General features: G+C 67.3%; 26 protein-coding genes. 14 read left to right on the top strand and 12 right to left on the bottom strand.

From position 1 onward, the window contains the following. The gene (locus Q0982_RS19225; RefSeq protein ID WP_299398361.1) at nucleotides 1-987 is read left to right on the top strand and encodes an ABC transporter ATP-binding protein; all 987 of its coding nucleotides are present in this window, start codon (nucleotides 1-3) and stop codon (nucleotides 985-987) included. After that, entirely contained in the window at nucleotides 984-1,820 is an 837-nt protein-coding gene (locus tag Q0982_RS19220; RefSeq protein WP_299398358.1) for an ATP-binding cassette domain-containing protein, read from the top strand. Before Q0982_RS19225 ends, Q0982_RS19220 begins: the two co-directional genes overlap by 4 nt. Here the strand turns inward: Q0982_RS19220 and Q0982_RS19215 are convergent. The 3 genes from Q0982_RS19215 to Q0982_RS19205 form a co-directional block, all read right to left on the bottom strand. Continuing rightward, the gene (locus Q0982_RS19215; RefSeq protein ID WP_299398355.1) at nucleotides 1,817-2,857 is read right to left on the bottom strand and encodes a class I SAM-dependent methyltransferase; all 1,041 of its coding nucleotides are present in this window, start codon (nucleotides 2,855-2,857) and stop codon (nucleotides 1,817-1,819) included. The genes Q0982_RS19220 and Q0982_RS19215 overlap by 4 nt on opposite strands. Before the next feature lie 99 nt (nucleotides 2,858-2,956). Continuing rightward, complete coding sequence (locus Q0982_RS19210) at nucleotides 2,957-3,604, bottom strand: LysE family translocator (RefSeq protein ID WP_299398354.1); 648 nt, start codon at nucleotides 3,602-3,604, stop codon at nucleotides 2,957-2,959. After that, a complete protein-coding gene (locus Q0982_RS19205) occupies nucleotides 3,604-4,491 on the bottom strand; it encodes a nicotianamine synthase family protein (RefSeq protein WP_299398351.1) in 888 nt (295 codons plus the stop codon). The genes Q0982_RS19210 and Q0982_RS19205 overlap by 1 nt, the downstream gene beginning before the upstream one ends. A gap of 109 nt (nucleotides 4,492-4,600) precedes the next feature. Here Q0982_RS19205 and Q0982_RS19200 point away from each other — a divergent pair, with 109 nt between their 5' ends. Next, the gene (locus Q0982_RS19200) at nucleotides 4,601-5,521 is read left to right on the top strand and encodes a LysR substrate-binding domain-containing protein (protein ID WP_299398349.1); all 921 of its coding nucleotides are present in this window, start codon (nucleotides 4,601-4,603) and stop codon (nucleotides 5,519-5,521) included. Nucleotides 5,522-5,536: 15 nt separating this feature from the next. Here Q0982_RS19200 and Q0982_RS19195 read toward each other — a convergent pair whose 3' ends face one another. After that, nucleotides 5,537-5,821 (bottom strand): hypothetical protein, encoded by a 285-nt coding sequence (locus Q0982_RS19195; protein WP_299398347.1) that lies wholly within the window; start codon nucleotides 5,819-5,821, stop codon nucleotides 5,537-5,539. 24 nt (nucleotides 5,822-5,845) lie between these two features. Then, a complete protein-coding gene (locus Q0982_RS19190; RefSeq protein WP_299398345.1) occupies nucleotides 5,846-6,130 on the bottom strand; it encodes an HlyU family transcriptional regulator in 285 nt (94 codons plus the stop codon). Nucleotides 6,131-6,242: 112 nt separating this feature from the next. Here Q0982_RS19190 and Q0982_RS19185 point away from each other — a divergent pair, with 112 nt between their 5' ends. Next, entirely contained in the window at nucleotides 6,243-7,607 is a 1,365-nt protein-coding gene (locus Q0982_RS19185) for an FAD-binding oxidoreductase (protein WP_299398342.1), read from the top strand. A 21-nt stretch (nucleotides 7,608-7,628) separates the two neighbouring features. Here the strand turns inward: Q0982_RS19185 and Q0982_RS19180 are convergent, their stop codons facing one another. The 4 genes from Q0982_RS19180 to Q0982_RS19165 all read right to left on the bottom strand — a co-directional run bounded on the left by Q0982_RS19180 (nucleotide 7,629) and on the right by Q0982_RS19165 (nucleotide 12,745). Beyond that, entirely contained in the window at nucleotides 7,629-8,081 is a 453-nt protein-coding gene (locus Q0982_RS19180) for a universal stress protein (RefSeq protein WP_299398340.1), read from the bottom strand. 18 nt (nucleotides 8,082-8,099) lie between these two features. Further along, complete coding sequence (locus tag Q0982_RS19175; protein WP_299398337.1) at nucleotides 8,100-10,046, bottom strand: glycine betaine ABC transporter substrate-binding protein; 1,947 nt, start codon at nucleotides 10,044-10,046, stop codon at nucleotides 8,100-8,102. A gap of 14 nt (nucleotides 10,047-10,060) precedes the next feature. Then, nucleotides 10,061-11,644, bottom strand: a complete 1,584-nt coding sequence (locus Q0982_RS19170; RefSeq protein ID WP_299398335.1) for a BCCT family transporter — start codon at nucleotides 11,642-11,644, stop codon at nucleotides 10,061-10,063. Between the two features lie 228 nt (nucleotides 11,645-11,872). Continuing rightward, nucleotides 11,873-12,745, bottom strand: a complete 873-nt coding sequence (locus tag Q0982_RS19165; RefSeq protein ID WP_299398332.1) for a phytanoyl-CoA dioxygenase family protein — start codon at nucleotides 12,743-12,745, stop codon at nucleotides 11,873-11,875. A 353-nt stretch (nucleotides 12,746-13,098) separates the two neighbouring features. Between Q0982_RS19165 and Q0982_RS19160 the strand changes: the two genes are divergently transcribed. The 5 genes from Q0982_RS19160 (at nucleotide 13,099) to Q0982_RS19140 (ending at nucleotide 17,130) form a co-directional block, all read left to right on the top strand. Next, nucleotides 13,099-13,419: a ribbon-helix-helix domain-containing protein gene (locus Q0982_RS19160; RefSeq protein WP_299398329.1), complete on the top strand. Its 321-nt coding sequence runs from the start codon at nucleotides 13,099-13,101 to the stop codon at nucleotides 13,417-13,419. Between the two features lie 299 nt (nucleotides 13,420-13,718). Further along, nucleotides 13,719-14,114: a VOC family protein gene (locus tag Q0982_RS19155; RefSeq protein WP_299398327.1), complete on the top strand. Its 396-nt coding sequence runs from the start codon at nucleotides 13,719-13,721 to the stop codon at nucleotides 14,112-14,114. 81 nt (nucleotides 14,115-14,195) lie between these two features. Continuing rightward, nucleotides 14,196-14,747 (top strand): twin-arginine translocation signal domain-containing protein, encoded by a 552-nt coding sequence (locus tag Q0982_RS19150; RefSeq protein ID WP_299398324.1) that lies wholly within the window; start codon nucleotides 14,196-14,198, stop codon nucleotides 14,745-14,747. 15 nt (nucleotides 14,748-14,762) lie between these two features. Further along, on the top strand, nucleotides 14,763-16,334 hold the full coding sequence (locus Q0982_RS19145) for a GMC family oxidoreductase (protein ID WP_299398323.1): 1,572 nt from the start codon (nucleotides 14,763-14,765) through the stop codon (nucleotides 16,332-16,334). A gap of 166 nt (nucleotides 16,335-16,500) precedes the next feature. Continuing rightward, on the top strand, nucleotides 16,501-17,130 hold the full coding sequence (locus tag Q0982_RS19140) for a hypothetical protein (RefSeq protein WP_299398320.1): 630 nt from the start codon (nucleotides 16,501-16,503) through the stop codon (nucleotides 17,128-17,130). A 40-nt stretch (nucleotides 17,131-17,170) separates the two neighbouring features. Here Q0982_RS19140 and Q0982_RS19135 read toward each other — a convergent pair whose 3' ends face one another. Next, a complete protein-coding gene (locus Q0982_RS19135; protein WP_299398318.1) occupies nucleotides 17,171-17,644 on the bottom strand; it encodes an HIT family protein in 474 nt (157 codons plus the stop codon). A gap of 166 nt (nucleotides 17,645-17,810) precedes the next feature. Here Q0982_RS19135 and Q0982_RS19130 point away from each other — a divergent pair, with 166 nt between their 5' ends. From Q0982_RS19130 to Q0982_RS19120, 3 genes are all read left to right on the top strand, one after another. Further along, the gene (locus tag Q0982_RS19130) at nucleotides 17,811-18,692 is read left to right on the top strand and encodes a LysR family transcriptional regulator (RefSeq protein WP_299398315.1); all 882 of its coding nucleotides are present in this window, start codon (nucleotides 17,811-17,813) and stop codon (nucleotides 18,690-18,692) included. A gap of 102 nt (nucleotides 18,693-18,794) precedes the next feature. Beyond that, nucleotides 18,795-19,388, top strand: a complete 594-nt coding sequence (locus Q0982_RS19125) for a nuclear transport factor 2 family protein (RefSeq protein WP_299398313.1) — start codon at nucleotides 18,795-18,797, stop codon at nucleotides 19,386-19,388. Between the two features lie 93 nt (nucleotides 19,389-19,481). Beyond that, complete coding sequence (locus Q0982_RS19120) at nucleotides 19,482-20,381, top strand: SDR family NAD(P)-dependent oxidoreductase (RefSeq protein WP_299398310.1); 900 nt, start codon at nucleotides 19,482-19,484, stop codon at nucleotides 20,379-20,381. A gap of 19 nt (nucleotides 20,382-20,400) precedes the next feature. On the opposite strand, the gene Q0982_RS19115 is transcribed toward Q0982_RS19120, so the two are convergent. Further along, a complete protein-coding gene (locus Q0982_RS19115; RefSeq protein ID WP_299398308.1) occupies nucleotides 20,401-21,354 on the bottom strand; it encodes a lipid II:glycine glycyltransferase FemX in 954 nt (317 codons plus the stop codon). 51 nt (nucleotides 21,355-21,405) lie between these two features. On the opposite strand from Q0982_RS19115, the gene Q0982_RS19110 reads away from it, so the two are divergent. Beyond that, nucleotides 21,406-21,669 (top strand): hypothetical protein, encoded by a 264-nt coding sequence (locus Q0982_RS19110; protein ID WP_299398307.1) that lies wholly within the window; start codon nucleotides 21,406-21,408, stop codon nucleotides 21,667-21,669. Nucleotides 21,670-21,760: 91 nt separating this feature from the next. Further along, nucleotides 21,761-22,822, top strand: coding sequence for an ABC transporter ATP-binding protein (locus Q0982_RS19105; protein ID WP_299398304.1), 1,062 nt, complete (start codon nucleotides 21,761-21,763; stop codon nucleotides 22,820-22,822). A gap of 140 nt (nucleotides 22,823-22,962) precedes the next feature. On the opposite strand, the gene Q0982_RS19100 is transcribed toward Q0982_RS19105, so the two are convergent. Beyond that, on the bottom strand, nucleotides 22,963-23,881 hold a 919-nt coding region (locus Q0982_RS19100; protein WP_299398302.1), incomplete at its 5' end, for an iron ABC transporter permease.

Genomic DNA, 23,881 nt, shown 5'->3' with positions numbered 1-23,881 from the left:
ATGACACTGCTCAGCCTGCAGGACCTGCGCGTCACCATCGCCACGCCGGAGGGTCCGGCGACGCTGCTGGACGGCGTCAGCTTCGACCTTGCGGCCGGCGAGCAGCTGGGGATTGTCGGCGAGTCCGGTTGCGGCAAGTCGATGACGGCGCTGGCCGTCATGGGGCTTCTGCCGGCGGCCGCCCGGGCGGAAGGGCATGTCATCTTCGAAGGCAAGAATCTCCTGGCGCTGGACGAGGACGCGCTTTGCCAAATCCGTGGCCGGCGCATCGCCATGGTCTTTCAGGAGCCCATGACCGCGCTCAACCCGGTGAAGACCATCGGCGACCAGGTTGCCGAGGGGCTGCGCTGGCACATGGGCCTCGGGCGCGGTGAAGCGGAGACCCGGGCGGTAAAGCTGCTGGACCGGGTCGGCCTGCCGCAGCCGCGCTTTGCGCCCGGGCTCTATCCGCACCAGCTCTCCGGTGGCCAGCGCCAGCGGGTGGTGATCGCCATCGCCCTGGCCTGCGATCCGGCGGTGCTTATCGCCGACGAGCCGACCACCGCCCTCGACGTGACCAGCCAGGCGGAGATTCTCGATCTCCTGGCCGATGTCACGGCCGAGGCGCGCATGGCGCTCATGCTCATCACCCACGACCTCGCCGTGGTCTGGCAGAACACGGCCTCCATGCTGGTGATGTACGCCGGCTGTGTGGTGGAGCGCGGTACCACGGCGGCGGTCTTTGAGCGCATGGCCCATCCCTACACCCGCGGGCTGCTGGCGGCCTCGCCCCATGCCCTCGACAGGGCCCTACCGGCGGGGCGGCGCTTGGCCACCATTCCCGGGCGCGTTCCCGATCCGCAGCACCGGCCTCAGGGCTGTGTTTTTGCGGGACGTTGCTCGCGGGCGGCGCCCGACTGCCTGCCCGGCCCGCCGGCCGAGCGGGCGCTGGAGGACGGGCACCGCGTCGCCTGTCTCCACCCGCACGGCGCGGAGCTGCCGGCATGACGGCAGGCGAGACAGGCCCCATGCTGCTGCGCGTCGAGGGCCTCACCCTCGACTACCCCCTGCCGCGCGAACGTCTCTTGGCGCCGGCGCCGCGCTTCCGGGCGCTGAACGCCGTCAACCTGCACCTCGCCAAGGGGGAGAGCCTGGCCGTGGTGGGCGAGTCGGGCAGCGGCAAGTCCAGCCTGGCGCGCACGGTCCTGGCGCTGGAGAGGCCGACGGCCGGGCGGGTGGAGATGATGGGGCAGGATGTCTTCGCGCTCCCGCCCGCCGGTCTGCGGGCTCTGCGGCGCCACGCGCAGATGGTCTTCCAGGACCCCTACGGCTCCCTCGACCCGCGGCGCAAGATCGGCTGGACCATCGCCGAGCCGCTGGACGCGCTGGAGAGCGGCGTGAGCGCCGCCGAGCGCAAGGCGCGCATTGCCGAGGTCCTGGACTCCGTCGGCCTGAAGCCGCGCGATGCGGAGCGCTTTCCGCACGAGTTCTCCGGCGGCCAGCGCCAGCGCATCGCGATCGCCCGCGCCTTGATTACCCATCCCGATCTCATCGTTGCCGACGAGCCGGTTTCGGCGCTGGACGTCTCGGTGCAGGCCCAGGTGCTGAACCTCTTCATGGACCTGCGCGAACGCCTCGGCCTCAGCTACCTCTTCATCTCCCACGACCTCGCCGTCGTGCGGCATGTTGCCGACCGCGTTGCGGTCATGCGCCACGGCGAGGTGGTGGAGGAAGGGGGCGTCGAATCCGTCTTCAACGCCCCCCGGCATCCCTACACCCAGGCACTGCTCGCCGCGGTCCCGCGCGTCGGCATGCCGCGGCGGCGAAACGCTGGCTCTTAACTCCCTGCGGTCGGCCGTCCTTCGATCACGACTGTGGTGTGGCCGATGGTTCTGCCCGCCCGGTGCAGCTTGAGGGCGCTGGCCGGGTCGATCCGCTTGGGCGCCAGCGCGCTTTCCAGGGCCAGCGCCTCGCTTGTGGACTGCACCGGCGCGGCGCCGGCGAAGGCCGCGTCCAGATCCTCGGCCAGGTAGAAGTGGAAGGGCCCGCGGCCGTTGCTCTGTGCTTCGGCATAACCGCCGATCACCTCCTCGGGCTCGCTCTGGATTTTCCAGCTGTAGAGCAGAATCTCGGCACTGAAGTCCACGGCCGCAAAGCTGTGCAGCATGGCGCGCAGCGGCAGCCGCCCGCCGATGGAACAGAGCACCCTGCCGCCGGGGCTGAGGAAGCCGCGCGCCTGCAGCAGGAAGGCGACATGCAGGTCCAGCAGGAAATCGCGGGCCAGCGGCGGAAGAGCTTCCCTGCGCGGGGCGATGAAGCTGGAACTGGCCTGTCCGTCTTCCAGGGAGATGTCTGCCGGCAGCGGAATGTTCGGCAGGTTCTCGTAGATCAGGTCGAAGCTGAGACCGCTGCCGGCAAAAGGAGCGAGCAGATCGCCCACGCCGCTGCGCAGGATGACGCTGTCCGGCCGCTTCAGGTTGGCAAGAACGTTGGCCATGGCCTGGTCGACCACGGCGCGGTGCAGGTCGGTGACTGCGATCATGGCGGGCTTCAGCACCTCCGCTGCGGCCAGAGCGTCCAGGCCGGCGCCGGTGCCGATCGTGCAGAACCGCCTGAGTGCCGCGGCGGCCTCCGGGTGCTTGCGGCGGTAGGCCAGGAAAGCCGGGCAGGCCACCCGCGCGACCCAGTCCCGCAAGGGCGCATCGGCCTTTGGCAGATAGCACTGGTCGGTGAGCCGCAAACGCAGGGTCTCTGTCAGACATGACGGCTGCGCCAGGCCGAGGAAGCTTTTGGCGGAGACCTCCACGCTTGCCAGGTCAAGCGTGGAAGCCTCCGAGGGACTGTCGTTGGCAATCAAGAGATCAGCAGCATCTGACACGGTGACGTCTCCTTTTGCACAAAGCTTTGGGGGAAGGGGATTGACTGCAATCGACGGGTCCGCCGGAGAGCGCCGGAAGCGTCCCTCCCGGGGACCGCACTAGGCGCCGGCTGCCAGAGTCGGAAGGTCGGAGACAGCCAGGCGAAGACCGAGGAACACGAAGACGATGCCGGCGGTGGCGTTGATCCAGCCCTGGGCACGGCCATAGGCAGCGCGGATCTGCGGCCAGGCCAGGGTGGCGACCACCAGCGAGTACCAGGTGAAGGAGGTGACGGCCATGATGGTCACGGCGGCAAGCCCGACCCAAAGCGGCGCGGGGGCCGGCAGGGTCGCAATGAAGAGGCTGCCGACGAAAGCGACGGTCTTGGGGTTGGCGAGGTTCGTCAGCAGACCGCGGCGCCAGGCCGACACTTCCGATGGCGGATTTTCCTGCAAGGCGGCGCCCAGGCCGGACGCGCCGAGCGCGCTGTAGACCAGGCGCAGGCCGAGATAGATGAGGTAGCCGCCGCCGATGACCGAAAGCACGAGAAAGGCACCGGGCGCGGCGGCCATCACGGCGGAGAGGCCGAAGAAACCGGCCAGCCCCCAGACCACGGTGCCGCAGACGATGCCCAACACGGTGGCCAGACCTTTCCTGCGCCCGAACAGCAGGGTGGACTGTGCGGAGATCAGAAAGTTCGGCCCCGGCGACATGGCGGCGATCGCCCAGACGCCGGCAACACTCAGCAGTCCGAGGTGGGTTTCCATCAGGCCGCGCCGTCCGGTTTCAGCGACACCCGCCCCAGGCACAGGGTGGAGAGCGTCTGGAAGCCGCGGGCGCGGCTGATCGCCTGGGCCTGATAGGGCAGCAGGGACTCCGGCGCCGTCGGCTTGTAGATGAACTGACGCAGGCCCTCCGTCGTGCGGCAGAGCACGCGGCTGTCCGGGGCGGCGCTGCCCGCGATGCGGGCGAAGATCGCGGCCTTGGGTTCGGCCAGAACCCCCACCAGAATGACATTGTATCCGGCAAAGTCGACCGTGCGCCCGTCGGCGGGGATCACCTGCAGGCTGTCGGCCAGGCCCAGGCGTTCGATGACCGCGCCGGCCTGCGCGGCCCTGTCGCGGAGGATTTCGACGGCGTCCACCCGGCAGCCTGTCCGGCGCACGTACTCCATTGCCGTGACGGGCAGGCATCCGGCGCCGACGAAGACGACCCGGTCCTGCGGGCCGATTCCGGCCAGGGCGACCTCCGCGGCCGCCAAGGCGCGGTAGCGGGCGAGGTAGCCGCGCGTTTCCGACTCGCAGTCGCTGAGGTAGCGCTGTGGATCCTTGACCCGGGCGATGTCCGCTACGAAGGCGTCTTCCAGGCGGCACTCGAAATCGGCGAACAGCCGCTGGCTGGTCGCCATGGCGGCCTGCAGGTCCTCGCCATGCACCACTTCGCGCGCTTCCGGATCGGACAGCAGGTCGCTCAGCAGCACAGCCTCCAACGCCAGCAAGGCGGCGATGTGGCGTTCAGGATCGCCGTCCTCTGCCGTCTGCTCTGCAGCCTCAACTAAGGATTGGATATGGTCTCCGAACCGCTTCAGCAGCTCGGACCCGGGGTAGAAACCGGCAAGCCCGCGCAGCAACCCATCCTGGATCCGCTCTTCCATCTTCCTGCCTTCCTGTCAGAGGCACAGCGTACCGAGTAACCCCAATGATTGCTCAAACCACAACCCTATGTCACATTCGTAATTCGGATACATGTCAGAGGGGATTTCGATGGATTGGCACGCACCGGTGCATTATCCCCGCCCTCAGCTTGACTTGGAGTTGCTGAGGACCTTTGTCGCGGCGGTGGAGGCCGGCAGTTTCACCGGGGCCGGACACCGGATCGGGCGCTCCCAGTCGACCATCAGCAACCAGATCTCCAAGCTGGAGGCTCTTACCAAGGCGCGGCTGCTGGTGCGCTCCAAGCAAGGGGTCGCGGTCACGGCGGAGGGGGCTGTTCTTTTGGGGTATGCGCGCGATCTGCTGCGCATCGAAAGCGATGCCGTGGCTGCCCTGCGTCTGCCGGTCGGGTCCGGCAAGGTGCGGCTCGGCACGCAGGAAGGACTGGCGGTGACCCAGCTGCCGCCGCTGCTGAACCGCTTCATGCGCCTGCACTCCGCCTTTGAGATCGAAGTGGTCTCCGGTATGGCGGTGGATCTGACCGAAATGCTGCGTGCCGAGCAGCTGGATCTTGTGCTCATGCGTCAGCCCCGCCAGGACGCACCGCCGGGCAAGGTGCTCTGGCGCGAGCCGATCCTCTGGGTCGGCCATGGCCAACTCCTGCAAAGGCAGGACACGCCGCTGCCGCTCGCGGTCTACCCGGCCGGCTGCTTCTATCGGGAGGCCATGTTGGAGGGTCTCGCCGCCCGCGGCATCGAGCATCGCCTGATCTACACCGCGGCCTGCACCGCCAGCCTGCAGGCCGCGGTGCTGGCCGGGCTGGGCGTTTCGGCCTTCGCCGCCGGCACCATCGGCGAGGGGGTTCCGGTGCTGGGTCCGGCCAGCGGGCTGCCGGCCCTCGGCGATGTGGTGGTCCGTCTCTACCGCAGCAAGAAGAAACACAACACGGCCGCCGAAGCGCTGGGCGAGTTCATCGAACGCTCGCTGCGCCCGACGCCAGCCGGTATGCGGGTTGCAAATGCGCGGCGATAGAGTGTTCCGACGGGATCAGAGCAGGGCGCCGGCGATGGCCGTCCACTCCTCGTCCAAGGGGCCTTTGGGGTGGTCCTTGCCGGCACGGCGGTACCAATAGCCGGCGTTGCTCTCGTCGCCTTCCACCCGGTGCAGATAAGCATGGACCCAGGCACCCGCGGCGCTGTCGTCGGCCTGAGCCAGGCGGTGGGCGGCATCCCAGTCGCCCTTGGCGGCCTGCCACAGCGCGGCGAGGGGCAGGCTCAGGCCCGCCGGCGGTTCGCCGGCCTGAAGGCTGTCACGAAAGGCATCGAGGTTCATGGGGCCAATCCGGAAGAAAGGTGCCTAGTCCTTGAACAGGCGGTCGCCTTGTTCGTCGATGATCTGCCGCCCTTTCACCAGCGCGAAGTCGTCTGCATCCTGTTGCGAGGCGTGGGTGTCGGCGCGCAGGAAACTGTGTTCCCTCACTTCGCCGTCGACTTCCTTGCGGATGACGCCGGCGGTGAGCCATTGGCCGCCCTGGCGCCGCGCTGCCGGTTGAATCTGAAAGCCCTTGTACTCGATCGCCTCAGCGCTCGGGGCGGCGGTCTCGCCGCCGCCACCGCCGAACAGCTTACTTAAGAAGCCCATGGTTCCGATCCCCGGTTCTGATGCCTGTTTCGCGGAGCATAGCGCGCCCGGGCCACTCTTCCTAGAGCGGGCCGCCCTTTGCAGGAACCGTGAAATCCAATAGACCCTTGTTATGACCCGTCTCTATCACCCCAGCCTCTACGACCGCGCTGCGGCGGTCGGCAGCTATTGGGAGGCTTCGGCCCCGCCGCTGGACCGCGAGACACCCGCCCTGGCGGGGGAGGCGGCCTGTGACGTTGCCGTCATCGGCGCCGGCTATACCGGCCTGACGGCGGCGCTGTGCCTGGCCGAAGAAGACAGTATGGATGTCGCCGTGCTGGAGGCGGGGACCCCCGGCTGGGGCGCCTCCGGGCGCAACGGCGGCTTCTGCTGTCTGGGCGGCGCGAAGTTGGGCTATGGCGCCATGGAGCGCCGCTACGGCCGCGAAGAGACGCGCCGCTTCTTCCAGGTTCAGACGGAAGCCATCGATCTGGTGAAGGACTTCTGCGCCCGCCGCGGTATCGCAGCGGATCTGACGGGGGAAGGCGAGATCGTGCTCGCCCACCGCCCGGGCCGGCTGGTGGAGATGCGCGCCGAGCAGGAGACCCTGCGCCGGCTCTTCGGTCTCGACTCCGAGATTCTCTCGCCTGCAGACCTGGCCGGGCGGGGGCTCGCAGCCAGCGGCTTTCACGGCGGCTTCCTGGTTCCTCTGGGCACCGGCCTTCATCCGTTGAAGTACCTGCGCGGCCTCGCGCGCGCCGTGGTCGACGCCGGGGTCAGGGTTTTCGGCAACTCGCCCGTCCTCGCCGTGGAACGCAGCGCTGCCGGCTTCCTGCTGGTCACGCCGCAGGGCCGGCTCTCCGCCCGCAAGGTCATCATCGCGACCAACGGCTACAGTGAGGAGCAGCGCCTGCCCGGACTGGCGGGCCGGCTGTTGCCGGTGCTCTCCAACATCCTGGTCACCCGGCCCCTGAGCGAAGCGGAACGGGCGGCGCAGGGCTGGACGGCGACCACCATGTGCGCCGACAGCCGCCGGCTGCTGCATTACTTCCGCTTGCTGCCGGACGGTCGGTTTCTTTTCGGCGGGCGCGGCGGGGTGTCGGGCTCGCCGGCAGCCGCAGAGCGTGGTGCGCAGCGCCTGCGCCATGCTTTCGAGCGGCATTTTCCTCTGTGGCGTGAGGTTGAGACGGAGTTCTTCTGGCGCGGGCTGGTCTGTCTCAGCCAACCGCTGGTGCCCTTTGTCGGCGCTCTGGAAGAAGGCCGTGGCGGCGGCCGGGAGGCGGGTCTTTTCGCCGCCCTGGCCTATCACGGCAACGGCGTTGCCTTGACCGCCTATGCCGGGCGGGCGCTGGCGGCGTTGGTCGCCGGGCGCCAGGGAGCCGAGGCCCTGCCGGCGGTGCTGCGCGCGCCGTTGCCGCGCTTTCCCCTGCCGTTCCTGCGCAAGGCCTACCTGGCGGCGGCTTACGGTTTCTACGGACTGCAGGACGCGCGCGGCTGAAGGTCCGCACGCCGGTTGCGGTCAGTCGCGCACGATGTGCACCGAGCAGGGCGCATGGCGGGCGACCCGCGCCGTGTTGGGGCCGAGCAGATAGTCCTTCAGCGAGGGGCGGTGGGCGGCCATGACGATCAGATCCGCGCCGACCTGCTCCGCCGCTTCGACGATCTTCTCGTAGATCGTCCCGTGGGCGGCGATGATGCCGCCGAAGAGATCTTCCGGAATCAGCTCGCCTGCCAGTTCCTTCAAACGCCCCTCGGCCTGTTTGACGAACTCCTTCACGTCATAGTCGATCGAGCCGTGCTCCTCGCCGCGGATGGCATAGCGCCAATCGATACCGGAGGGAATGTGCGGGACGACCGTCATCAGCCAGACCTCGCCCCCCAGGATGCGGGCCTGATCGACGCCATTGGGCAGCGCCTTGGCCCAGGAGCTTTTGTGTTCCAGGTCGATGGGAACCAGTACTTTCTTTGTCATTGGCGCGTCCTCCCCCGATCACTCGCCGGTGCTGTCGGCCGACCTGGCCGGTGTTATGCGGATGTCGCTGGGCTGATCCGGCGCGCGCCGCGGTCTGGCGACCAGGAGATAGACCATCCAGACCAGGAACAGGCTGGCGACGAGGTTGATCAGCGAGGTCGCCGGGTCGGCGACGAGCGGCTGCGGACCTTCGTCGAGCGTGGGCCTGAGCGCGGCGGCAGCGGGCGCTGCCGGGTCGACCGCCTCGGCCGAGCCCAGGGCCTTGGAGAGCTCCTGAACGGTGGAGGCCGGCAAGGGCTGCGTCGCCGCCGTGCCGGTGGTGCCGGGGCCCTGCGCGCCGAAAGCCTCCCGTCCGCCGGAGGGACCGGCCAGCACCATCTGCACCCCGAGCGTCTCGATGGCGGCCTGCTGGCCGTCGTAGGTGCCCTGCGGGATCTGGATCTGGCGCAGGAAGGAAAAGCGCAGCGGCGCGTTGCCTTCGGTCCAGCCCGGGATCGGCAGCAGCTTGAACGAGCCGCCCTCCAGCAATTCCAGCACCGCCGTATCGCCGAGCGGGGCCATGACGAACAGGGCGTCCACCAGGCCCTTGGCCATGGCCTCGAACTGGATGCCCAGTTCCGCATCCTGGCCGGCGACCACGTTCACCTCGGCCAGCCCGATGCCGGCGAGCGCCATGCGCGCCACCCGGTCTGAGGAGGAGCCGGCCTGCCCGACGCCCAGCTTGCCGACCTCCGCCAGGCCGGCCGGGCCGTTCTCGCGGGTGATCACATGGGCCACTTGGAAGCCGACCACGCCCAAGGCTTCGGCCGGGCTGGTCAGCACGGCATTGTCGCCCTCGACGTCGTAGAAGGAATCGACTCCGGCCACCGCGAGGCGTGCAGCCCCGGAGGTGACGAGATCGAGCGGGTTGGGCGCGCGCTCGACGACGACGGAGCGCTTGGGAAAGACGCTGCGTGCCGCGCGCACGGCCTTTCCGGCCGGCCCGGCGAGCGAGTCCAGCTCGCCCATCGCCACCACCAGGGGGTCGGCCCCGCCGCCACCGGTGTCGCCCGCTTCCGATGCCGCCTGCAGCAGGCCTGATGCGACAAGATAGTCGAAGGCGACGGCAGCCACACTGCGCCCCTCCAGCTCGACCTCGGCAATCATCTCGCGCATCGCGTCGGCGGTCAGCTTGTTCTCCAGCTTGGCCAGTGCGGGGCCCAGTTCGGGAAACCGGGTCAGCGCCTCGCGGCGCACCAGCGGGGAAGGCTCGTAGACCGGGAAGAAGGCGAGGTCGTCCTGCAGCACAACTAGGTCGAAGCTGTCGATCTGCTGGTCGGTGCGGAACAGTTCACCGACCAGGGCATCGCCTTCCAGCACCGCCTGGGCGATGGCATCCTTGCCGCCTTCGTCGAGGCTGTAGGTCAGAACCTTGCCGGGCCGCAGCCCGTAGCGCCGCACCAAGGGGTTGAGGCCGTCCAACGGACGTTCGACGAAGGTGTCGTCGGTGGCGAAGTCGACGCTCGCCAACTGCGCGAGATCGCTGATCCTGGTGATGCCCTGGGCCTGGGCGACCTCCGGGCGGACCACCAGCACGTAGTCGCTGGAGAAGCCGAGGCGCTCACGCCAATCCAGCTCGAGGGCGCCATAGAGCTCGCGCACCCGCGCCAGGGCCGCATCGCCGTCGGTCATAGGCGGCTGGCCGAGATAGACCAGGCCGGTCCCGTTGTACTCCGGATAGAGGTCGATGCGCCCCTGCTTCAGAGCCTCGAAGGTCTCCGCCGAGGAGCCGTAGGGGATGGCCCGCTGCACCGCCAGGCCGTCCTCTTCGGCGATGCGGGCCATCATCTCGGCCATCAGCATGTTTTCGGTGAAGTTCTTCGAGGCGACGCGCACGATCTTCGCGTCTTCCTCCGCGCAGGCCGCAAGGCCGAGGGTGGCGGCGAGGACGAGGGCGAGCGCGGCGGCTTTGCTGAATCTGGTCATGGTTCGTCTCCCCCCTAGTCCGCCGATCCGCCGCCGCTGCCCGACTGGACCTGGGCCTGGGCGTGCGCCATACGCCGCGCCATGCGAAGGTCGCGGTTCTCCGGCGACTCGTCTTCTCGCAAGGCTCGGAAGAACCCGACCAGTTGGAAGAAGACGATGAAGGTAAAGGGTATGGCGCCGGTGATCGCCATTGCCTTGGCCACCGTGACGCTGCCGGAGACCAGCACGCCGAAGGTGATGGCCGACATGATGATGCCCCAGAGCAGCTTGGTGCGCACATCCGGGTTCAGATTGCCCCGGGTGGTCATCATGGAGACGACGAAGGTTCCGGAATCGGCGCTGGTCACCAGGAAGACGAAGATCAGAATCACCGCCAGGATGTTCAGCAGGCCGGTGCCCGGCAGATAGCTGAAGAAGGTGAAAAGCGCCTTGGTGACGTCCTCGAAGACCACCTCCGCCAGGCCGCCGCCGCCGTTCATCTCGATGTAGACCGAGGCGCCGCCGAAGACGGCGAACCACAGCATGGAGAAGATCGTCGGCACCATGACCACGCCGATGCAGAACTCGCGAATGGTGCGCCCGCGGCTGATGCGGGCGATGAAGATGCCCACGAAGGGACCCCAGGCGATCCACCAGATGAGGTAAGTCAGCGTCCAGCCGTGGGTCCAGCCACGCAGCGAATCGTCATAGGAGAAGATGCGGAACGACAGGAAGATGAACTGGCTGAGATAGTCGCCGATGGAGTTCACGAAGGCGTTGAAGATGAAGGTCGTGGGACCGGCGAAGAGCACCACCAGCATGATGACGATGGCGATCACCATGTTGAGGTTGGAAAGAATCTTGATGCCTTTGTCGACGCCGGTGCAGGCGGACAGCAGAAAGGCGATGGTCATCACCACCAGGATGCCGATGGCCACGGTGAGCGACGCCGGATCGGTGCCGAAGACCTCTGCAAGGCCCGAGCGCACCAGCAGGGTGCCCATGCCGAGCGAGCCGGCCAGCCCGAAGACCACCGCCATGACCGCCAGCACGTCGGAGGTTACGGAGATGACGCCGGTCGCACGGTCGCCCAGCAGAGGGCGCAGGGCGTATTCGATGGGCGTCGAGACCATGGAGGGGGCGTCTTTGCGGAACACGAAATAGGCGATGACCAGCGCACAGACGCCGTAGATCGCCCAGGCGTGAAAACCCCAGTGCAGGTTGGTGATGACGAAGGCCATGCGCGCGGCTTCTGCGGTCTCCCCGTCCATGCCCGGCGGCGAGTAGAAGTGGTACATCGGCTCGGCCACGCCCCAGAACAGCAGGCCTGAGCCCATGCCGCCGGCAAACAGCATGGCGATCCAGGAGGCGGTCGAGAACTCCGGCTCCTCTTCGTCCTTGCCCAGCTTGATCTCGCCGTAGCGGGTGATCGCCAGGTAGACGACGAGGAAGACGAACATGGTACAGGTGAGCATGAACAGCCAGTCGAGGTACTCCAACGCGCCGCTGGTCAGGGCGACGGCGGCGCCGGTCACGTCATCCGGTGAAACGACGCTCCAGATACCGATGATGGCGCTGAGTCCGACGGAAATGATCAGGACAGGATTCTTGAACAGCATGCACACCCCCCAGTTATGCGCTTCCGCATTCTTTTGCGCTGCGGAAGCATTTTTGTTGCTTGTGCTTAGTCGTGGTGTCGCGCGACCGTAGCACGGTCCGGAACTGCTGTCCCCGGTTGAGTGGCCAGGATAGATGCTCGCAAGTGCCGCCGTGTGCTTCTCACGACCTTTAGTGTGCTCGAGACGACGTTGGCGCGCCTGGACGTGGCGGTCCTGTGGTGGGGTCGTCTAGAGCGGGCCCGGGTTTTCCCAGAGAGTCGGAAAGAATGCGCTCTCCAGCGCGTCGCCTTCGCGGTGGCCGGCGGCTTCCATAATGGCGCGCTCCTGTTTGGCCCAGTCTCCGCGGTAGCGGATCCGCGCGTCTTCCTTGGCCATCCGCAGGGTATAGCGCCGCCGCGTCTGATCGGGCGTATGGGCCGAAAGAGCGCCGTGCAGACAGCGCATGTCGAAGAAAATGCAGTCACCGGCTGCGCAATCGAAGGACAGAAGCTCGTAGTCCTGCGGGTTGGCATCGATATCCGGCGGCGCCTCGTAGAGCTTGCCGTTGACCATCCCTGGCGCGGCGGCAGGGCGGTGATCGGCGAAGAAGGTGCGCATAAAGAGGCGGTTCCAGAGGTGGGAGCCGCGCACGAAGGAAATCCCCTCCGACTTGCTGGTGGCCTCCAGCGGCAGCCAGAGCACGCACATGCTGCCCTCGAAGTCGAAATAGGAGATGTCATGGTGCCAGGGCGGCCGAGACGTGGAGCCGGCCTCACGCAGAAACCAGTTATCCATCACCAGGTTGATCCGGCGCGCGCCCAGCAGTTGCGCCGCCAGGCCTGCGGCCGGTGACTGCCGCACAAAGGATTCGAAGGCGGGGAAGTCGGACCAGACCCAGAAATCCTCTATGTAGCGCGGCCCCTCTTGGTTGTCCTGGGCGCGGCGAACTTCCTGCCGCGGACTTGGGCTGCGCAGGTTTTCCGAGATGCCCCGATCAAGCAGGTCCAGCCAGTGCCGGCCAAAGGCCTGCCGCAGGCAGACGACTCCGTCCCGCTGAAAGGCGGTGATGGCCGCTTCGGGGAGCTCCGTTGCGCGCTCTGTTGATACGGCATGATCGGGCATGTTCTGCGTTTCCTTGCTCCGGCCTGCGGTCCAAGCCGCCGCACGCTGTCGCCAGCTTAGCCTCCTCCGGGTCGCCTTGTCGCGGCTGCGTTGCGGCTGGCGAATATGTCGGCCGGCTCGGGAATCGCGTCCGCCTGGCCTGACCCAGCCGACCTGGCCCAGCCGACCTGACCCAGCCGACCTGACCCACCTGGCCCGAAAGGAGAGGCTGGACAGTGCGGTCTTCGATTCCGCATACTTCTGGCAACAAAGAAATACAAAAGTTCGCCCTGTGAGGTTTTCGGTTCGCAAGGCGCGACGGGTGATGCTGCGCGCGGAACCGGACCTTACGCTGTCCTGGGGAGGTCAGACCCATGTGCCATGTTTTTTCCGGACAGGATCCTGAGACCTATCGTTTCGTAACGCGGTCGATCCGCATCAACGGCCACAGCACCTCTGTCAGGCTGGAAGCCCGTTTCTGGGATATTCTGGAGGCTATGGCGCGGTCACAGAACATGACGGTGCCGCAATTTGTCTCCGAACTCTATGAAGAGGTTCTGGAGCTTCAGGGCGAGATCAGCAACTTCGCCTCGCTGCTGCGTTGCGCCTGCCTGGTGTTCCTGACCGACGAACGCTTTCCGCAATCGGTTCGGCCATCGGCCAAGCTTTCGGTTGAAGAAAGCATCGCGGTCTAGACAGCGATCTTGCAGCGAGGGTCGCGTATCCCCGCTGCTGTAGTAGCGGCATAACACCACCTGCCCGCTGCCGGGCTGTAGACTCCTCACCAACGGCCGAAAGAACGCGCAAAGCCAGACGGCCTGGGAGGAAGCACAGCTGTGCCGACCGCTCTTCACCGGTTGTGAATTTTGCTGCCCGATGTGTGCCTGCGCTCTGCCTCTCATGGCGCCGGCGACGCGCCCTTGGCGCTGGCTGTCGCCAGACGTCGCGGGCGGCCTGATCGAGGCAGCCAGCAGATAAAGCGAGGACGACCGCCATGGCCAAAGCCATCCACACCATGATCCGCGTACTGGACGAGACGCGCTCGACGGAGTTCTACAAGAAGGCCTTCGGGCTGGATGTCGCCGACCGCTTCGACTTCGACGGCTTCACGCTGATCTATCTGCGCAATCCCGAAAACGACTTCGAAGTCGAACTGACGGTCAACAAGGATCAGAGCGAACCCTATACCCACGGCACCGGCTATGGACATCTGGCGGTCGCGGTGGAGGACCTGAAAGCGGAGCACGAGCGCTTCGAGGAACTCGGTCTCAATCCTAATCCGATGAAGGAGTTTCACCGCGACGGCGCGTTGATGGCGTCCTTCTTTTTCGTGCAGGACCCCGACGGCTACAAGATCGAGGTGCTGCAACAGCACGGGCGCTACCGCTGAAAGCAGCGGGTCGGCGAGAAACCGGAAAAGCAAACAACAGAGAACGAAGAACAAAGCAGAGGATCTGAGGAGGAAAAGCCCATGAGGACGTTGGATAAGCGCACGAAGGTGACGCGCCGGCGGTTTCTGAAGACCGCCGGGGCCGGCACCGCCGGCATCATCGCCGTTGTCAACGGCGGGATCGTGATGGGCTCCGGCGGGGCCTGGGCCATGGAGGTGAAGACCCTGCGGCCCGAGAGTATGGCAACGCTGGTGCAGATGGCCCGCGACACCTATCCGCACGATCACCTGGCGGACAAGTTCTATGCCCAGGCGATGATCGGCTATGACGCCTCGGCCGGCGAGGACGCGGCGTTGAAAGCCATGCTCGAAGGCGGCGTCGACCTCTTGGATGCGACCGCCCAGGCGCGCCACGGCGGCGGCTACCGCGATGTTGCCTGGGAGGAGGACCGCGTCGCCATCCTGACTTCGATAGAGGACGGCGCCTTCTTTCAGAAGATCCGCGGCGGCCTGATCACCGGGCTCTACAACCAGCCGGAGGTCTGGGCGAAGTTCGGCTACGAGGGCGCCTCGGCGGAGAAGGGCGGCTACATCAGCCGCGGCTTCGACGACATCGACTGGCTGGAAGCCTGAGCGGGAGGACGGACCATGGCAAAGACATTCGATCTGAACGACGACTCTGTCGTCGTCGTCATCGGCTCCGGCGCCGGCGGCGGCACGCTGGGCACCGAGCTCGCTTTGAAAGGCATCCGAACCGTGATCCTGGAGGCCGGCGGCCGCCACGAGATCGACGACTTCGAAAACGACGAATGGGGGATGTTCGGCAAGATCTCCTGGCTCGACGCGCGCACCACCTCCGGCGACTGGCGGGTCGCCAAGGACTTTCCCGGCCTGCCGGCCTGGATCGTCAAGGCGGTGGGCGGCTCCACCGTGCACTGGGCCGGCGCCTCGCTGCGCTTTCAGGAGCACGAGTTCAAGGTGCGCAGCACCTACGGCGACATCGCCGGCGCCAACCTGCTGGACTGGCCGATCACGCTGGCCGACATGGAGCCCTGGTACGCCAAGGCCGAAGACCGCATGGGCGTGACCCGCACCCACGGCATCGACGGCCTGCCGGGCAACAACAACTTCAAGGTCATGAAGGCCGGCGCCGACAAGCTGGGCTACAAGAGCTGTCACACCGGCCGCATGGCGATCAACTCCGCCGACCGCGACGGCCGCGGTGCCTGCCAGCAGATCGGCTTTTGCTTTCAGGGCTGCAAGACCGGCGCCAAGTGGTCGACGCTCTACGCGGAGATCCCCAAGGGCGAGGAGACCGGCAAGCTGGAGGTGCGGCCCAACAGCCAGGTGCTGCAGATCGAGCACGACAGTTCCGGCAAGGTCACCGGCGTGCTCTATGCCGATGCCGAGGGCAAGCAGCACCGGCAGAAGGCGCGGGCAGTGGCGGTTGCCGGCAATTCCATCGAATCGCCGCGGCTGCTGTTGAACTCCGCCTCGGCGATGTATCCCGACGGCCTTGCCAACTCTTCCGGCCAGGTGGGGCGTAACTACATGCGCCACATGACCGGCAGCGTCTATGCCGTCTTCGACCGCCCGGTGCACATGTACCGCGGCACCACCATGGCGGGGATCATCACCGACGAGTCCGTCAACGATCCCTCGCGCGGCTTCGTCGGCGGCTACGAGATGGAAACGCTGTCGCTCGGCCTGCCGTTCATGGCTGCCTTCCTCAACCCCGGCGCCTGGGGGCGCGGCTTCACCTCGGCGATGGACATGTACGATCACATGGCCGGCATGTGGCTGGTGGGCGAGGACATGCCGCAGGAGACCAACCGCATCACCCTGCATGCGACGATGAAGGACCAGCACGGTCTGCCGGTGCCCGACGTGCACTTCGACGACCATGCCAACGACATCGCCATGCGCAACCATGCCTACCGGCAGGGGGCGGCGGTCTATGACGCGGTGGGCGCGGTCAGGACCTTCCCGACGCCGCCTTATCCCTCGACCCACAACCTGGGCACCAACCGGATGAGCGAGAAGCCGCGCGACGGCGTGGTCAACAAGTGGGGCCAGACCCACGACATCGCCAACCTGTTCATCTCCGACGGCAGCCAGTTCACCACCGGCGCGGCGGAGAACCCGACCCTGACGATTGTCGCCCTGGCCCTGCGCCAGGCCGACTACATCGCTGACCAGATGGGCAAGAATGCGATCTGACCGCGCATTTCCCGTCTGATCACCTGGGCCGCTCAGATCCGCTCGATCTGCCGGGCGGTCCGCAACTTGCCACTGGCGGCGGTCTCTTCAATGAGACCGCCGCACTTTTTTGTGACTTCTGTGACCGCCTTTTGCGCCGCTGGCCGTTCCACACCACATGAGGGGCATGAGACCGAAGTTCCTGATGCTGGCGCTGGTGCTTGCGCTGATGCCAAACGGACTGGCTGCAGCCGAGAGCCCAGAAGACCTGCCGGGCTGGGGCGCGGCGCGCTGGGGCATGGCCGCCGGCGAACTGGAGACGGCCCTGGGGGCGGCGGTGCAGCCGCTGCCCGGGCGCTGGCTCTACGGTGGCGCCTATGCGGACCTCAGCGTGCCGGACGTCGATATCGGCGGCCTCGCCTTCACCGCCTATCTGCAGATGGACGAGACCAGCGACCGCCTGCGCCAGGTGTTGCTGGAGCGCCGCCGCGTCGGCGCCACGCCGGCGGCTTTCGAGCGCCTGGTGGAGAGCCTGGAGGCGGCCTACGGCGAACCCAGCCAGGTCTGCGCCCAGGCCAAGACGGGCGGCGTGCCGCTGGACTACCACATGATCTGGCGTTTCCCGACCACCATCGTGCACGCCAAGTTCCTCGACTTCTCCACCACGGCCGCCTTCAGCCGCGATCCCCAGGCCGGCTTCGACCCCCGGCGCGCCGAGCGCGACGTCCGGCGCAACCTCAGGCGCTTTTTTCCGCGGCGCATCCTGCTGCGCTTCCACGACGCGCGGGAAAACGATTTGGACCGCGGCTGCCCCTGAGCGACATCGGGGGCGGTCCCTTGAGGGACCGGCAGCACGCTCAGGGGTTTAGAAGATCTTTCACCCGCTCGGCCGTCTCCTGCAGGTCTTTGCGCGGCAGTGCCGGAAAGTCCGGGCTGTAGAAGCGGGTCATGCCGTTCGGCAGCTTCTCCTCGACGATCTCGCCCTTGATCATCTGATCGTTCAGCGCGTCGCCGGCGCGGTGTGGGGCAAGGTGAAGGTGCAGGTGCGGAACGCCGTCGCCGAAGATATAGACATAGACGACCTCGGCACCGGTGGCTGCCTTCAGCGCCTTGGTGCAGCGCGCCAGGGCCGGCCCGAAGGTGCTGGCTTCGTCGCCGTCCAGGGCGTGGATGTGGGAGATGTGCCGCTTCGGCTCCAGGTAGGAAAAGCCCATCACCTCGGACGAGAGGCTGAAGGTCAGCCGCCAGTGCGCATCCTGCCAGACCTCAATGCGGTCGAGTTCGCCGTCGGCTTCGGCGCCGCGGCACATGATGCAGTCTGTTTCGGGCATGGCTTGTTTTCCCGCTGAAGGAGACATCTGTCCGGGCAGCCTACACCCCTTCCGGTGCCGCTCAGTAGGGCCGGGCCCAATCCGAGGCCGCTGCAGGGCTTGCTGCCCGATACTCCAGGCCGTCGGATTGTTCCTTCAATGATGCTCCTGAGGTATCATTGGAGGAATGGAACTCAGGCATCTTCGCTACTTCGTTGCCATTGCCGATCATGGCGGTCTGCGGCACGCCGCCGACCGTCTGAACGTGGCCCAGCCCGCTGTCTCGCGGCAGATCAAGGACCTTGAGGCCGAACTCGGCTTCGATCTGCTGCGCCGCGAGGGGCGCGGTGTTGTTCTGACGGATGCCGGAAAGGTCTTTGCCGAAGAAGCACGCGCCGTGCTGGCACGGGCCGCCGCCGCCGTCGACAAGGCGCAGCGCGTCGCGCGTGGCGGCGGAGGATCGATCAAGATCGGTTTGCTGGAAAACGCCTCCTGGTCGGGACCACTGCCGCGCGCGTTGAACCGCTTTGCGCGGGCCTATCCCGATATTCAGCTTGATGTGGTGCCGCTTGGGTCGATCGCGCAGATCGACGCCGTGCGCGACGGCCTGCTCGATGCCGGCTTCGTCTACCGTCAGGACAGCCTCGTCGGCGGCAAGCTGGCGGTCCATCCGCTGGCCACCGACGACGTGGTCCTCGCCGCCTCCACCGACATGGCTTTCGATCGCGACGGGCCGCTCGATCCGGCTGACATCGACGGGCTGCCCATGGTTTCCTTTCCGCGCGAGGCCGCACCCGCCTACTTTGATCGCCAGAACGCGGCGATGGCGGCGCTTGGCCTCGAACCGCGGATCGTTCAGCGGGCCAACAACGAGACGACGATTCTCAGCCTCGTCTCGGCGGGGGTCGGCTGCGCCCTGGTCAACTCGGCCAACATGCAGCGCCCGCCGCGCGGCGTTCAGTTCCGCAAGGTGAAGGGGCTGTCCGTACCGCTTGAGTTTGTCTTCATCCACCGCAGCAACCCTGGCAGCCTGACGGCGCTCCTGATCGAGACCGTTCTGAATGAATGATGCTTTGAGAGCATCATTTAAATATGAAAACGGTATTTGTGGTTATCGATAGAGGCGCCTATCTCCAGCCTAGCGAACCACAAAGCGCGATGGAGATGGCCGATGAAGACCCTTGCTCTCGCAGCCGCCCTCCCGGCTGCCCTGTCCGTGGCGCTGCCGCTCACCGGCCCTGTTCAGACCGCGCAGGCCCAGACGGCAGGACCGGCCCTTCAGGGCAGTCCGGTGACCGCCGAGACCCTGGTCGACCGGGCCGAGATGATCCGGATTGCCGATACCCTGGACGCCGCCGTCGACGCCAAGGACTGGGCCCTTGCCCGCAGTCTCTTCACGGATCAGATCGATGTCGACTTCACCTCGCTGGCGGGCGGCGAGCCGGCGACCATTGCCGCCGACGACCTGATCGCCGGCTGGGCCGCCAACCTGACGGCGGAGAAGGAGAGCTTTCACCTGCGCGGCAACCACCGCATCACCTTCACCGGTGCCGACACCGCGGTGATGCTCAGCCACGGCTATGCCTGGAACCGCATGGACCGCGGCGCCCTGCCGGAGAACGGCGGCAACCCGCTGTGGGAGGTCTGGGGCACCTATCTGCACGGCTTCGCGCGGGTTGACGGCGCCTGGAAGGTCAACGCCATGACCTTCACCGCGACCGCCGAGCGCGGCAGCACCTTCGTACGCAACACGCCCGGCAGCTAAGCCTGCACCAGGTCCGGACTCTTCAAGGCGAAGGCTTGAGCAGTACCGGTTCCGCGCTCGGTCTTTCTGCTCCTCCTTGAAAGGATCCCCGCGATGTTATCTGAAACCGACACCACCCGCCGCGCCTTGCTCACCCGTGGGGCGCTCGGCCTGGCCGTGACCGCAGCGACAGCGGCCGCCGCCTCGACGGCAAAGGCCAACGCGCTGAACCCGCTTGCCGCCCCGGACCGCGCCGATCCGAACGGCAGTTTCGCCGGAAAGGTGGTGGCGATCACCGGCGGCAACTCCGGCATCGGCGCGGCAACGGCCCATGCCTTTGCCATGGCCGGCGCGCAGGTGGTTATCACCGCCCGCCGCGATGCCCTCGGCAAGCAGGTCGAAGCCGAGATCCGCGCCAAGGGCGGCGAGGCGACCTGGATGGTCACCGATGTGCGCGACCCCGCGCAGGTCGAGGGCTTCATCGCCGCGACCTTCTCCACCTACGGACGGCTCGACGTGCTGTTCAACAACGCCGGTATCTTCATGACCCCCGGCCTGATCGAGGACATCGCACTCGAGAACTTCGACGACATGCTGCGCACCAACACCTACGGCGTCTTCTACGGAATGAAGTACGCCATTCCGGTGATGAAGGCGCAGGGCAGCGGCGTGATCGTCAACATGGCCTCCGTCGCGGCCCACCGCGGCTTCCCCAGCACCGCGCACTACAACGCCTCGAAGCACGCCGTCGCCGGCCTGACCAAGGCCGGCGCCCAACTGGCCAAGGACAACATCCGGGTGGTGTCGATCTCCCCGCTTGCGGTGGATACGCCGATGCTGCGGGAAAGCTTCGACTACCAGGGCTTCACCTACGAAGCCGCCGCTCCGACCTTCGTGACGCCGCGGATCATGGACCCGCACGAGATGGCCGAGGGGGTCATGTTCCTCGCCTCCGACGCGGCCACCGCCTTCAACGGCATGGACTTCGACGCAACGGGCGGACAGCTCGCCTGACTCGCGTGGGTCTGGCGGTTTACAGATAAGTTCCCGCCAGCGAAAAAACTTCGCCGCCAAGGCCGAGTTTGAAGCGGGCGATGCCGGGCTGGCTTTCGGTGTTGACGCCGCCGAGGTCGAGCCAGCGGCAGCCGCCGGCCTTCAGCGCGTCGATGCCGCGCCAGAGCAGCAGGTTGTGGGCCTGCCCGGCGCGCCCTGCATCGCTGGTCCAGGAGGCGAGGTAGGTGGCGCTGGCGCCGTGACGCACGAGGATGATCCCGGCGACAAGGTCGCGTTCGCGGCGCGCGGTGAGGGCTGTCACGGCCCCGCGGTCCGCCCGTGCCAGGGCGGCAATGAAGTCACCGTTGGGGCCAAGGAAGCGCTTCTTGCGGCGGAAGCGGTCGTAGAGCAGCAGCATCTGGTTGAGGCGGCGCGGGTGGTCGACCGCCTCCACCGTGATCCCGGACCCCTCTGCTTGTTGCAGGGCGTTGCGCCACTTGCCGTGGAGCTTCGCGCGCAACGTCTCCAGCGGCGGATCGAGGTCGAGCCAGACGGAGCTGTAGCCGGTCACCACCGGGCGCAGGCCCAGGGCGCGCAGCGTGGCGTCGCTGCGGACGTCCTGCGGCAGCTCGGCCAGCCAAAGCAGGAAGTCACCGAGGCGGCGCCGACGGTAATGACCGGCAATCGCCGCGCAGACCTGCGATGCGCGGCGATCCGCCAGCGGGTCGATCAGCCAGACCGGTCCGCGCATGACCCGGGCGAAGCGGACCAGAGCCCGGCGGCGGCAGAAGCTCTGGACCAGGGCGAGAGGCTCGCCGCCCGCGGCGACCAGGCCGCGCTCGACCGTCAGCCCGTGTTCGCTCTCGACGGCCTGTCCGTAGGCCCAGGCCTGTTCCAGGGTCGACTTGCCGGCCGCGCGGAACAGCGCCTCCCAGCGCTCGCGCATGCAGGGCTCCCAGGCGACTTCCGTGGCGGTGTCCGGAACGGCGACCATGGGCGCAGTCTCCCGGTTTTCTCTCCGCCCCACAATGCTTAGTCTGCGGCCATGGCAGAGCCTTCCACCGAATCGCCTGGGTCGCCCGGATCGCCCGGATCGCCCGGGTCGCCCGGATCGCCCGGGCCGGCCGTTCCCGAGATCCGCGGTCACCGCATTCCCAAGCGCCGCTTTACCGGCTGGGCGCTCTATTATCTCCTGCTCTATGTCGGGCTGCCGGTCCTCGTCCTCGGCCTGCTGGTCGACGCGGTTCTTTACTTCGTTTTCACCGGCCTTCTGGGCCGTTGCTACGCGCTGTTCTGCCTGTTTCTCTGAAGCGTCATTTGACCGCAGCGGCGGCGGCAGGCTAAGCCAGAGCCGTCTTTGCGTTGTAACAAACCCGCCACCCAGGGAACCCCAGGGAACCATGGTCGCCCTCACGATCTCCTCGGTCTCCAAGCGCTTCGGCGAGATCCGCGCCGTCGAGGCGGTCAGCCTGGATGTGGCTGACGGCGAGTTCCTGGCGGTGCTGGGACCTTCCGGCTGCGGCAAGACCACCCTGCTGCGTCTGATCGCCGGCTTCGAGCGGCTGGATGCCGGCAGCATCCATCTGGGCGACCTGTTGGCATCCTCCGACGCCCATCACCTGGCCACCGAGGACCGGCGCATCGGCATCGTGTTTCAGTCCTACGCCCTCTGGCCGCACATGAGCGTGGCCGGAAACGTCGGCTATCCCCTGCGGGTGCAGAGGGTGCGCGGCAGTGACTACGACCGCCGCGTCGCCGCGGCGCTGGAGACCGTGGGCCTCAAGGGCCTGGAGGAACGACGCCCGGCGGAGCTCTCCGGCGGCCAGCGCCAGCGGGTTGCCCTGGCGCGCTGCCTGGTGATGGAGCCGCGCATCGTGCTGCTGGACGAGCCCCTGGCCAACCTCGACGTCCATCTCCGCGCCGCGATGGAGGAGGAGTTTGCGGCCTTTCACGCCAAGACCGGCGCCACCATGGTCTACATCACCCACGACCAGGCGGAGGCCATGACCCTGGCCGACCGCATTGCGGTGATGCACGACGGCCGCCTGGCCCAGCTTGCCGCGCCGCGCGATCTCTACCGCAAGCCGCAGAACGACATGGTGGCGGACTTCATCGGCCAAGGCAGCATCGTGCCGGCCGAGGTCTCTTCCCTGCTGCGCGAAGGGCGCTGCACCGCCACCCTGCTGGGGCGCGACTTCGTGCTGCGCTGCGCGCCGGACCAACGGCAGGGGCCGGCCAGGGTCTGTCTGCGGCCGGAGGATCTGGTCCTTTCTCCGGAGGGTGCCATCCGCGGACGGGCGCTCAGGGTCACCTACAAGGGCGGCGTGACGGCGGTGGAGGTGGCGCCGGAGGCCGATCCGGCGGCGCGGCTGCAGCTTACCCTGCCGGATGATTCTGCGCCGTCCCGCGGCGACCCCGTGCGCCTGACCGTGCAGGACGGCTGGGTGATCCCGGCGGCTTGATTGACCCCGTGCTTCGAGACGACCGCTGCGCGGTCTCCTCAGCATAAGGTCAATCAGTCTGAGCGCTCACCCTCACCCTGAGCAGATCCGAAGGATCGTCTCGAAGGGTGCGCCTATTCACTGACTTCGGTCTTTTCCCTTTAGGCTTCCCAGGGCAGCACGCCGCGGGGCAGGCGCTTGGCCAGGCGGCCGGCCAGCAGCATCAGCCCCAACACCACGGCGACCACCATCACCGCGACGGCGGAGGCCATGGAGGAACTGCCGCTCTCGTCGAGGAAGAAGATGATGACGCCGATGGTCTCGGCGCCGGAGGAGGTGAGCAGGGCGGAGACCTGGATCTCGTTGAATGCGGTGAGGAAGACCAGCAGGCCGCCGGCCGCGGCCACCGGTGCGGTCAGCGGCAGCACGATGGTGGCGAGGCGGCGGAAGAACCCGGCCCCGGCCATCTGTGCCGCCTCCTCCAGCGTGCGGTCGAGCTGGTAGAAGCCGCTGATCACCGGGCGCAGGCCAAGGGTGAGGAAGCGCGCCAGGTAGGCGGCGAAGATGGTCCACAGCGTGCCGTAGAGCGACACGCCGAGCAGCGGGATCGGCTTCAGGAACACCAGGATGGCGGCGATGGCCAGTACCGCGCCGGGCAGGGCATAGGGCAGTTCCGCGAGGCCGTTCAGCACCCGCAGCAGCGCGGTGCGGCGCCAGACGATAAAGTAGGCCAGCGGCAACGCCAGCGCGATGAGCAGTACCGCCGTTCCCGTGGCCAGGGCGAAACTGTTCACGAAGCCGCGTGCCGTGGCGTCGTGGCTGAACACCGCATCCGCGTAGTGCCGCAGGGTGAAGGTCTCCGCCGAGAGCGACAGCCCGTAGGCCCTGACCAGGGAGGCGGCCAGGAGCGCCGCCATGGGCAGCACCAGGATCAGCAGGATGATCAGCCAGCACAGCGCCTCCACCGGCCGGCGGCGGGACCCGAGCTCGTAAAACAGCGGCTGGGAGGGCGCGCCGATGGTGCGGTAGTCGCGCCGCCGCAACAGCCAGGCCTGCAGGCCGAAGCCGGCGGCGGCGATG

It is taken from the genome of Pelagibius sp., from assembly GCF_028281305.1.
Classification (GTDB): Bacteria; Pseudomonadota; Alphaproteobacteria; order Kiloniellales; family Kiloniellaceae; genus Pelagibius.
This window is presented reverse-complemented; position numbering and strand designations above follow the sequence as displayed.

Excerpts from the sequence above, each read along its gene's own strand:
- Q0982_RS19185 (WP_299398342.1), top strand. The coding sequence starts at position 6,243 with ATGACCCGTCTCTATCACCCCAGCCTCTACGACCGCGCTGCGGCGGTC.
- Q0982_RS19120 (WP_299398310.1), top strand. The coding sequence starts at position 19,482 with ATGTTATCTGAAACCGACACCACCCGCCGCGCCTTGCTCACCCGTGGG.
- Q0982_RS19140 (WP_299398320.1), top strand. The coding sequence starts at position 16,501 with ATGAGACCGAAGTTCCTGATGCTGGCGCTGGTGCTTGCGCTGATGCCA.
- Q0982_RS19210 (WP_299398354.1), bottom strand. The coding sequence starts at position 3,604 with ATGGAAACCCACCTCGGACTGCTGAGTGTTGCCGGCGTCTGGGCGATC.
- Q0982_RS19170 (WP_299398335.1), bottom strand. The coding sequence starts at position 11,644 with ATGCTGTTCAAGAATCCTGTCCTGATCATTTCCGTCGGACTCAGCGCC.
- Q0982_RS19180 (WP_299398340.1), bottom strand. The coding sequence starts at position 8,081 with ATGACAAAGAAAGTACTGGTTCCCATCGACCTGGAACACAAAAGCTCC.
- Q0982_RS19130 (WP_299398315.1), top strand. The coding sequence starts at position 17,811 with ATGGAACTCAGGCATCTTCGCTACTTCGTTGCCATTGCCGATCATGGC.
- Q0982_RS19165 (WP_299398332.1), bottom strand. The coding sequence starts at position 12,745 with ATGCCCGATCATGCCGTATCAACAGAGCGCGCAACGGAGCTCCCCGAA.
- Q0982_RS19205 (WP_299398351.1), bottom strand. The coding sequence starts at position 4,491 with ATGGAAGAGCGGATCCAGGATGGGTTGCTGCGCGGGCTTGCCGGTTTC.
- Q0982_RS19125 (WP_299398313.1), top strand. The coding sequence starts at position 18,795 with ATGAAGACCCTTGCTCTCGCAGCCGCCCTCCCGGCTGCCCTGTCCGTG.
- Q0982_RS19135 (WP_299398318.1), bottom strand. The coding sequence starts at position 17,644 with ATGCCCGAAACAGACTGCATCATGTGCCGCGGCGCCGAAGCCGACGGC.
- Q0982_RS19145 (WP_299398323.1), top strand. The coding sequence starts at position 14,763 with ATGGCAAAGACATTCGATCTGAACGACGACTCTGTCGTCGTCGTCATC.
- Q0982_RS19105 (WP_299398304.1), top strand. The coding sequence starts at position 21,761 with ATGGTCGCCCTCACGATCTCCTCGGTCTCCAAGCGCTTCGGCGAGATC.
- Q0982_RS19175 (WP_299398337.1), bottom strand. The coding sequence starts at position 10,046 with ATGACCAGATTCAGCAAAGCCGCCGCGCTCGCCCTCGTCCTCGCCGCC.
- Q0982_RS19115 (WP_299398308.1), bottom strand. The coding sequence starts at position 21,354 with ATGGTCGCCGTTCCGGACACCGCCACGGAAGTCGCCTGGGAGCCCTGC.
- Q0982_RS19220 (WP_299398358.1), top strand. The coding sequence starts at position 984 with ATGACGGCAGGCGAGACAGGCCCCATGCTGCTGCGCGTCGAGGGCCTC.
- Q0982_RS19190 (WP_299398345.1), bottom strand. The coding sequence starts at position 6,130 with ATGGGCTTCTTAAGTAAGCTGTTCGGCGGTGGCGGCGGCGAGACCGCC.
- Q0982_RS19200 (WP_299398349.1), top strand. The coding sequence starts at position 4,601 with ATGGATTGGCACGCACCGGTGCATTATCCCCGCCCTCAGCTTGACTTG.
- Q0982_RS19155 (WP_299398327.1), top strand. The coding sequence starts at position 13,719 with ATGGCCAAAGCCATCCACACCATGATCCGCGTACTGGACGAGACGCGC.
- Q0982_RS19225 (WP_299398361.1), top strand. The coding sequence starts at position 1 with ATGACACTGCTCAGCCTGCAGGACCTGCGCGTCACCATCGCCACGCCG.
- Q0982_RS19150 (WP_299398324.1), top strand. The coding sequence starts at position 14,196 with ATGAGGACGTTGGATAAGCGCACGAAGGTGACGCGCCGGCGGTTTCTG.
- Q0982_RS19110 (WP_299398307.1), top strand. The coding sequence starts at position 21,406 with ATGGCAGAGCCTTCCACCGAATCGCCTGGGTCGCCCGGATCGCCCGGA.
- Q0982_RS19195 (WP_299398347.1), bottom strand. The coding sequence starts at position 5,821 with ATGAACCTCGATGCCTTTCGTGACAGCCTTCAGGCCGGCGAACCGCCG.
- Q0982_RS19160 (WP_299398329.1), top strand. The coding sequence starts at position 13,099 with ATGTGCCATGTTTTTTCCGGACAGGATCCTGAGACCTATCGTTTCGTA.